We start from the raw sequence: 5,982 nt of genomic DNA on the forward strand, positions 1-5,982 counted from the left end.
ATCGGCACAATTTGCCCAGCAGCGGAAGCTTTTTGGGGATATCGCTATTGGCATTAGCGGTTACGTTCTATCTCAGTCCAGTGCAAAATCTCATTAATCTGTCTTTTCCCCTCATGCTGGGAGCAGTCGTTCTAATCCTGAAGGGATTGAGCGGTTTGCGGCTGATGAGATGGCCTTTGTTGTTTGTTTTGCTGGCAACACCGACCGAGTTGCCTTACCTCATTGCACCCTACCTGATGCCAATACAGCGCATGAATGCCGCGATCGCGGCCTTTCTGTTGACGCAAATTGGCATGGATGTCAGCGTCGATCAAATCTACATCTTAGTCAACGAACGCATTGTCGAGGTGGCTCCCTACTGCGCGGGGCTGAAGATGCTGATGACCTGCTTATATGTCGCTCTGATGATGCTCCATTGGACGGGCAACCTACGTTCTCGACCGAAAACCCTTGCGCTACTAGCGGGAGCAGCGCTCATCAGCGTGGTGGGCAACATCGTTCGCAACACCCTGCTGACGTTCTTTCACGGCACCGGACGCACTGACTGGTTTGAGTGGCTTCACGAGAGTTGGGGTGGAGATGTGTTTTCAGCACTGCTGCTACTCAGTGTGGTTCTGCTGATGAACGGGATTGACCGAATGGCCAATTCGTTGACGCTATCTCCAGCCGGTGGCGCAGGGAAAGACAATTTTTTCTGAGTCAATTATGAGTCCTTATCAGGGTGCTGGCAGAAGTTGTATCCTTGCCCAAGCGCTAAGCTGTTATACCGAACGAGTTGGAAAAAGTATTTATTTATGAGCAGTCAATTAGCAGCAACCCGTTTTCTAGTCGTCGGCTTGATGGCGGGCAGCCTAGCCTTTGCAGGGTGTAGCCTGGTCACAAACAACAGTGCATCTTCTACTCAGCCGACTAAAGCTGAGCAGGTCGCATTTAACCAGGAACTCGCGGTATTTCGCAGCCCGACCTGTGGCTGTTGCGGCCAGTGGATTGAGCACATGGAAGCCGCTGGCTTTACCGTCAAAGACAACGTGACGGAAGAGATGACGGCGATCAAAGAGCAGTACGGCGTCCCTGCCAATCTGGCCTCTTGTCACACCACGATTGTGGATGGCTATGTCGTTGAAGGTCACATTCCCGCAGAAGATGTACAGCGGCTGCTAACTGAAAAACCGGACGTTGCAGGTATCGCCGTTCCGGGTATGCCCATCGGCTCTCCTGGTATGGAATCCGGTGATTACGTTGAACCTTACACGGTATTTTCCTTCACCGAGTCCGGTGAGACTGAGGCTTTTTCAGAGCACTCTTAGACTGACGAGACCCTATGTACCCCCCTGTAGATCCCATCATCTTTCACATCGGCCCCCTTGCCCTGCGGTGGTATGGGGTGCTGATGCTAACGGCTATCTTGGCGGCAGCCTTGGTAGCTAGTCGCGAGGTTGCCCGTAAAGGAGAGGATTCTGAAAATCTTTGGGACATGCTCTTCTGGATTCTAATTCCAGGCTTTTTAGGAGCGCGACTTTACTATGTGTTTATTCAGTCGCCACGGGGTGAGTCTGGCCTTGGTTACTACTTGCAGAACCCAGGTGAAATTCTCAAAATCTGGGGCGGTGGTATTCATATTTTTGGCGGCTTCATTGCCGGTAGCATTGCGCTCTGGCTGTTCACCCGCATCCGGAAGCTAAACCCGCTGCCTTACCTAGACGCGATCGCTCTAGGATTGCCCCTAGCTCAGGCGATTGGGCGCTGGGGGAACTTCATCAACCAGGAACTCTATGGGCCACCGACGACGCTACCCTGGGGCTTACGTATTGATCCACAACATCGGATCCCGCCCTATAACGATTTAAGTACCTATCCTGAAAGTGCACGGTTTCATCCCCTTTTCCTATATGAATCGCTCTGGAATTTTCTCGGATTTGCCATCCTGTTTTGGATTTCGCGACGGTTTCAGAAAGATTTAAAGGAGGGGGATATTGCCCTGCTATATCTAATCTGGTATCCACTCGGTCGCTTTTTTATTGAGTTTCTGCGGACGGATTCGTGGTTCTTTCCTGGCACACTGTTCAACGTGGTACACATCTTGTCTGCGATCTCAGTCATCAGTGCCGTCATTGGTCTCTACCTTAGCCATCGCCCTAGTACAACTCAGGGGTCAAACGTTTGACCTGCGTCAATTTTGACAACTCTTTGAAACTGTCACTCTCGTCCAATCTATGGTTGAACACACAAATTCTCGCCGTAAATCTCGACGCCGCACAACCCGGCACTTCAACGTCTGGCCGATTATCTTTGGTCCGATTGGCGTCACCGCACTGATGGTCGCCATTATCGCATTCTTGGCATTGCGTAATCGACCCGAGCGGGTGGCCTTTGAACCGAATACAGAAGCAGGCACCGCTGCCCTCGCTGCGGTGCAAACCTTTCCCGATCAAGGACGGCAGCATGTTAATCCCGGCGAAGCCGTAGATTACGATAGCGACTTTCCGACCTCTGGCCCCCATGATCCAAATCCGGTCATGCCAGGGATTTATACTGACGTGCAGCGTCCAGAACAACTCGTCCATTCGCTGGAGCATGGCAACATCGTTATCTATTACGACCAGCCCGAGGCAGAAACGATGAAAGCTTTAGAGAGCTGGGCAGACCAGTTCTCTGACCCTTGGGAAGGGATCGTTGTGGTGCCCCAAGCAGGATTGGGCGCAGAAATCGTCCTCACTGCCTGGACGAAAAAGCTGGTCATGCTGGAATTTGATCCGCGAGCTGCTGCCACCTTTATTGATGAATATCGGGGACGGGGACCGGAAAATCCGGTGCGGTAGTCATTGGTCGACTTATTCCAAACTGTATTGGAGGGTGATGACGATCTCGATCGCTCAGTCAAGCCCCACGCACAAGGGTGCAAGTCAGCGCTGGGTAATCTGCGCACTGACTTGCACGGGATGATGAAAGTAGTCCCACACGCTATGCAGAAGGTAGCCTATAGCAAGCCGCAGTTTGATCAGGTCACCCCCAATACCTGAAATCAGCATCAGATAAGCTTTGTAACTCTAACTTCCGACTTCTTCATTCCGACTTCTGCTGTACCATCAGCACCAGAGGAGACACCCAGAGAGCAAAGAGAGATAGGGCAATGCAGGCGATCGCGATCGCCGCTTCTAGAAAAATGCTTCGCCCTCGTTTCTCAGCTAACGCTGAGCCCACATATACGGCTCCAATTGCTGCAAAGGCAAAAGCATACACATCCAATCTTGGTTGAGGCGGTACCCAATGAAGGAGGATACCAGTTGTGATCGCAAGGAGAATCCCAATTCCAAAAGATAGCCATCCACGTTGGTCTTGGACAGGTTGTTGATTTGACAAATCTTGAAAACGATCCATGGGGTAATCTTCATACATACCTCCAGATACAAGTTAAACGCTCTAGTTACCTAGAAGGTCAATCCTTCGTCTTTGGCAATCAGCGCATTGAAACTTGACATTGCAGCTAGCTGTAGAGTCCTAGACTGGTGCCATGATCTTAAAGAGGTAATTTCAATGACAAAGCGTTCAGTTGAAGTATTTACCGCAGGCTGTCCCCTTTGTGACGAGACAGTCAAACTGGTGAGGGATTTGGCCTGCGAAAATTGTGACATTCAGGTTTGGGATTTGCGGGCCGACTACATCACCGAGGAAGGCGAGGCAAAGTTAACCCAATACAGCATCCACCGGGTACCTGCAGTTGTGGTTAACGGTACCTTGGCCGGATGCTGCCAAACACAGCAGCCCGTTTCCCGAGAATTCCTGGTGGCAGCCGGTGTTGGTCGAGGGTAGAGAACCTACAGCCAACAGCAACAAACGTTTCCAGGGGAAAGTGTGAAGCGCTGACTGACTCATCACATAACTACGATTAAGGGCACCTCGGAAAATACAAACCTTATTGGGAATAACAACGAGACTTCAGTGATTTCGGGTTGCCAAAATTCTCAATAAGACAATTAACTGAGGTGCCCTCAAGGAGAATGGGCTTAGAAATGGGTAGTCAGCATGACGTAACCAGCCGGATGGAGTTTCCATCCAAGAAACTCCTGGAGCTCAAGAGTGCTTGCTGAATCCCTTAAAAGAGCTTCTCAAAAGAGAAATCTAACCCCCCCCACGACAGCGAAGTTGCTCACTTCTTCGCCATCTTCTCTAGCAAGATTTGCTGTTTCACCAAACTTTTGCGTCCAATTAATTCCTACATAGGGCGCAAATCTGCGATTGACTTCGTAACGCAAGCGTAAACTTAATTCAATATCATTAAGACCTGAACCAACGCCAAACTCTTCTACCTGCTGGATAGCGATGTTGGTTTCAAACTCGGGTTGCAGGATGAGTCGCTGGGTCAAAAGTAACGGATACTCAGCAGCAAACCTGGCCGAAACGTCTCCTTCTTGACTAACGAATAAAGCACCCTCTATTTCAAAAAGATTAGGCGCTAATCCTTGAACCCCAACCACTCCAAATGCACGTCCAGGCCCACCTTCAGAACTATACACCTGGTCGTATCGAATCCCTGCTTGAAAATCCCAAAAAGGAGCAATTAGCCTGCCATATAGAAGCTGTAGCTCTGCCTCGCTGTCGTCACTATTCAAGCCGACATCTCCCTCTGTTTTGATCCAGAGTCTTTGATAGTCACCCCCAATCCAACCAATACCATTCCAGTTAAACGTATCTTCCTCCTCGTTTAGTCGGTATTCCAGCTGATCGATTAAAAAGTATGAGAAAATTTGACTATCTTCTACAGGCTCAGGCCATTCGTCTCTGTTGACTTCTGGAACATCAGATTGTCCCAAGGGTAGAAGTTGCTGTGAAGCACTATCAGCTTCTAATACTTGAACATCTGAAGCTTCATTTGTGCTTCCTTCCAATACTGGTTGAGATTGCTCAACGGCGGGTACTGTAGAAAACTGATTGGTACTGAGCATTTCGGGCTGCTCAGCAAAGGTCGTTATTGTTGCACCGACATCTTCTGATTGAGGCTCTTTAGGGAAGCCATTAGGTTCCGTTGAGGCAGTAGCCGGATAAGACATATCGTGTCCCATTGGAACATCCTCATCCATGTTGTCCATATCATGGCCCATGGGCGAGATACCACTCATATCGTGGTTCATTGAATCGTGGCCGGTCATAGCGGTTGTACGGCTCATATCGTGAGGCATGGCAGCTGCCGCACTCGTGTCCGGTTTCTCTGAAACAGCAGGTTTGCCCATGTTGTCGGGCATCGCACTGTCGCCATTCATGCCACCCATGTCGTGATTCACTGAGGCATCGCTACTCATGCCGCCTGTGTCGTGACTTATGGGTGCATCGCCGCTCATGTCGTGGGGCATGGCAGCTCTGGCACTTTTGCCTTTTACGATTTGAAGCGATAAGTCTACGATACCTGCAAGTCCAATTGATGTAGCCAGAACCAAAAATAATTTCCGTTGAAATATGTTCCGCATCTAACGCACCTCCGATAAAGGGTCAATAACCGCTACGGTGCGGAACATGCCAACTTCCATGTGATAAAGCAGATGGCAGTGAAAAGCCCATCTACCGGGGGCATCGACATTAATTTCTACGGGAAGTCTTTCGGCTGGTTTAACGTTAATAGTATGCTTGCGAGGTTTGTATTCCCCTGCACCATTATCTACTTCCATCCACATTCCATGTAGGTGAATGGGGTGTTCCATCATGGTGTCATTCACAAATACTAGCCGTAGGCGTTCGCCGTTGTAGAAGGTAAGTTCTTTCTCTTCAGAATATTTTTTACCGTCAAAAGACCACATGTATCGCTCCATGTTGCCGGTAAGGTGCAACTCTAGTTCTCGCTCTGGCGATCGCTGGTCGTATCCTGGGTTGATGCTGCGCAAGTCGGTGTAAACCAAAACACGAGTTCCAGTATTTTCTAGACCTGTCCCTGGTTCATGCATACGACTTCCTACCATCATAGGAACGCCAGAATTTCCCGCACCATGGCTA

General features: G+C 49.7%; 8 protein-coding genes. 5 read left to right on the forward strand and 3 right to left on the reverse strand.

Translation table 11 applies throughout. The features are described from left to right. The 4 genes from xrt to QQ91_RS04760 all read left to right on the forward strand — a co-directional run. The coding region (gene xrt, locus QQ91_RS04745) for an exosortase (protein ID WP_166283932.1) at positions 1-698 on the forward strand (698 nt) is incomplete at its 5' end. A gap of 96 nt (positions 699-794) precedes the next feature. After that, on the forward strand, positions 795-1,307 hold the full coding sequence (locus QQ91_RS04750) for a DUF411 domain-containing protein (RefSeq protein WP_039728183.1): 513 nt from the start codon (positions 795-797) through the stop codon (positions 1,305-1,307). A 14-nt stretch (positions 1,308-1,321) separates the two neighbouring features. Further along, positions 1,322-2,164 carry a prolipoprotein diacylglyceryl transferase gene (gene lgt, locus QQ91_RS04755; RefSeq protein WP_039728184.1) on the forward strand — a complete coding sequence of 281 codons (843 nt, stop codon included), beginning with the start codon at positions 1,322-1,324 and terminating at the stop codon, positions 2,162-2,164. 49 nt (positions 2,165-2,213) lie between these two features. After that, the gene (locus tag QQ91_RS04760; protein ID WP_039728185.1) at positions 2,214-2,819 is read left to right on the forward strand and encodes a thioredoxin-like domain-containing protein; all 606 of its coding nucleotides are present in this window, start codon (positions 2,214-2,216) and stop codon (positions 2,817-2,819) included. A gap of 244 nt (positions 2,820-3,063) precedes the next feature. On the opposite strand, the gene QQ91_RS04765 is transcribed toward QQ91_RS04760, so the two are convergent. Then, the gene (locus tag QQ91_RS04765; protein WP_166283934.1) at positions 3,064-3,201 is read right to left on the reverse strand and encodes a hypothetical protein; all 138 of its coding nucleotides are present in this window, start codon (positions 3,199-3,201) and stop codon (positions 3,064-3,066) included. 333 nt (positions 3,202-3,534) lie between these two features. Here QQ91_RS04765 and QQ91_RS04770 point away from each other — a divergent pair, with 333 nt between their 5' ends. After that, positions 3,535-3,810, forward strand: coding sequence for a thioredoxin family protein (locus QQ91_RS04770; RefSeq protein WP_044151671.1), 276 nt, complete (start codon positions 3,535-3,537; stop codon positions 3,808-3,810). A 296-nt stretch (positions 3,811-4,106) separates the two neighbouring features. On the opposite strand, the gene QQ91_RS04775 is transcribed toward QQ91_RS04770, so the two are convergent. After that, the gene (locus QQ91_RS04775; protein ID WP_201277525.1) at positions 4,107-5,462 is read right to left on the reverse strand and encodes a copper resistance protein B; all 1,356 of its coding nucleotides are present in this window, start codon (positions 5,460-5,462) and stop codon (positions 4,107-4,109) included. Next, positions 5,463-5,982, reverse strand: a 520-nt coding sequence (locus QQ91_RS04780) for a multicopper oxidase domain-containing protein (protein WP_166283936.1), incomplete at its 5' end; no start/stop codon positions are given.

Source organism: Lyngbya confervoides BDU141951 (assembly GCF_000817775.3).
Taxonomy (GTDB): Bacteria; Cyanobacteriota; Cyanobacteriia; order Thermosynechococcales; family Thermosynechococcaceae; genus Lyngbya; species Lyngbya confervoides.

Bases quoted from the DNA above. Each gene is read 5' to 3' on its own strand.
- QQ91_RS04775 (WP_201277525.1), bottom strand. From the start codon at position 5,462: ATGCGGAACATATTTCAACGGAAATTATTTTTGGTTCTGGCTACATCA.
- QQ91_RS04770 (WP_044151671.1), top strand. From the start codon at position 3,535: ATGACAAAGCGTTCAGTTGAAGTATTTACCGCAGGCTGTCCCCTTTGT.
- QQ91_RS04760 (WP_039728185.1), top strand. From the start codon at position 2,214: ATGGTTGAACACACAAATTCTCGCCGTAAATCTCGACGCCGCACAACC.
- lgt (WP_039728184.1), top strand. From the start codon at position 1,322: ATGTACCCCCCTGTAGATCCCATCATCTTTCACATCGGCCCCCTTGCC.
- QQ91_RS04750 (WP_039728183.1), top strand. From the start codon at position 795: ATGAGCAGTCAATTAGCAGCAACCCGTTTTCTAGTCGTCGGCTTGATG.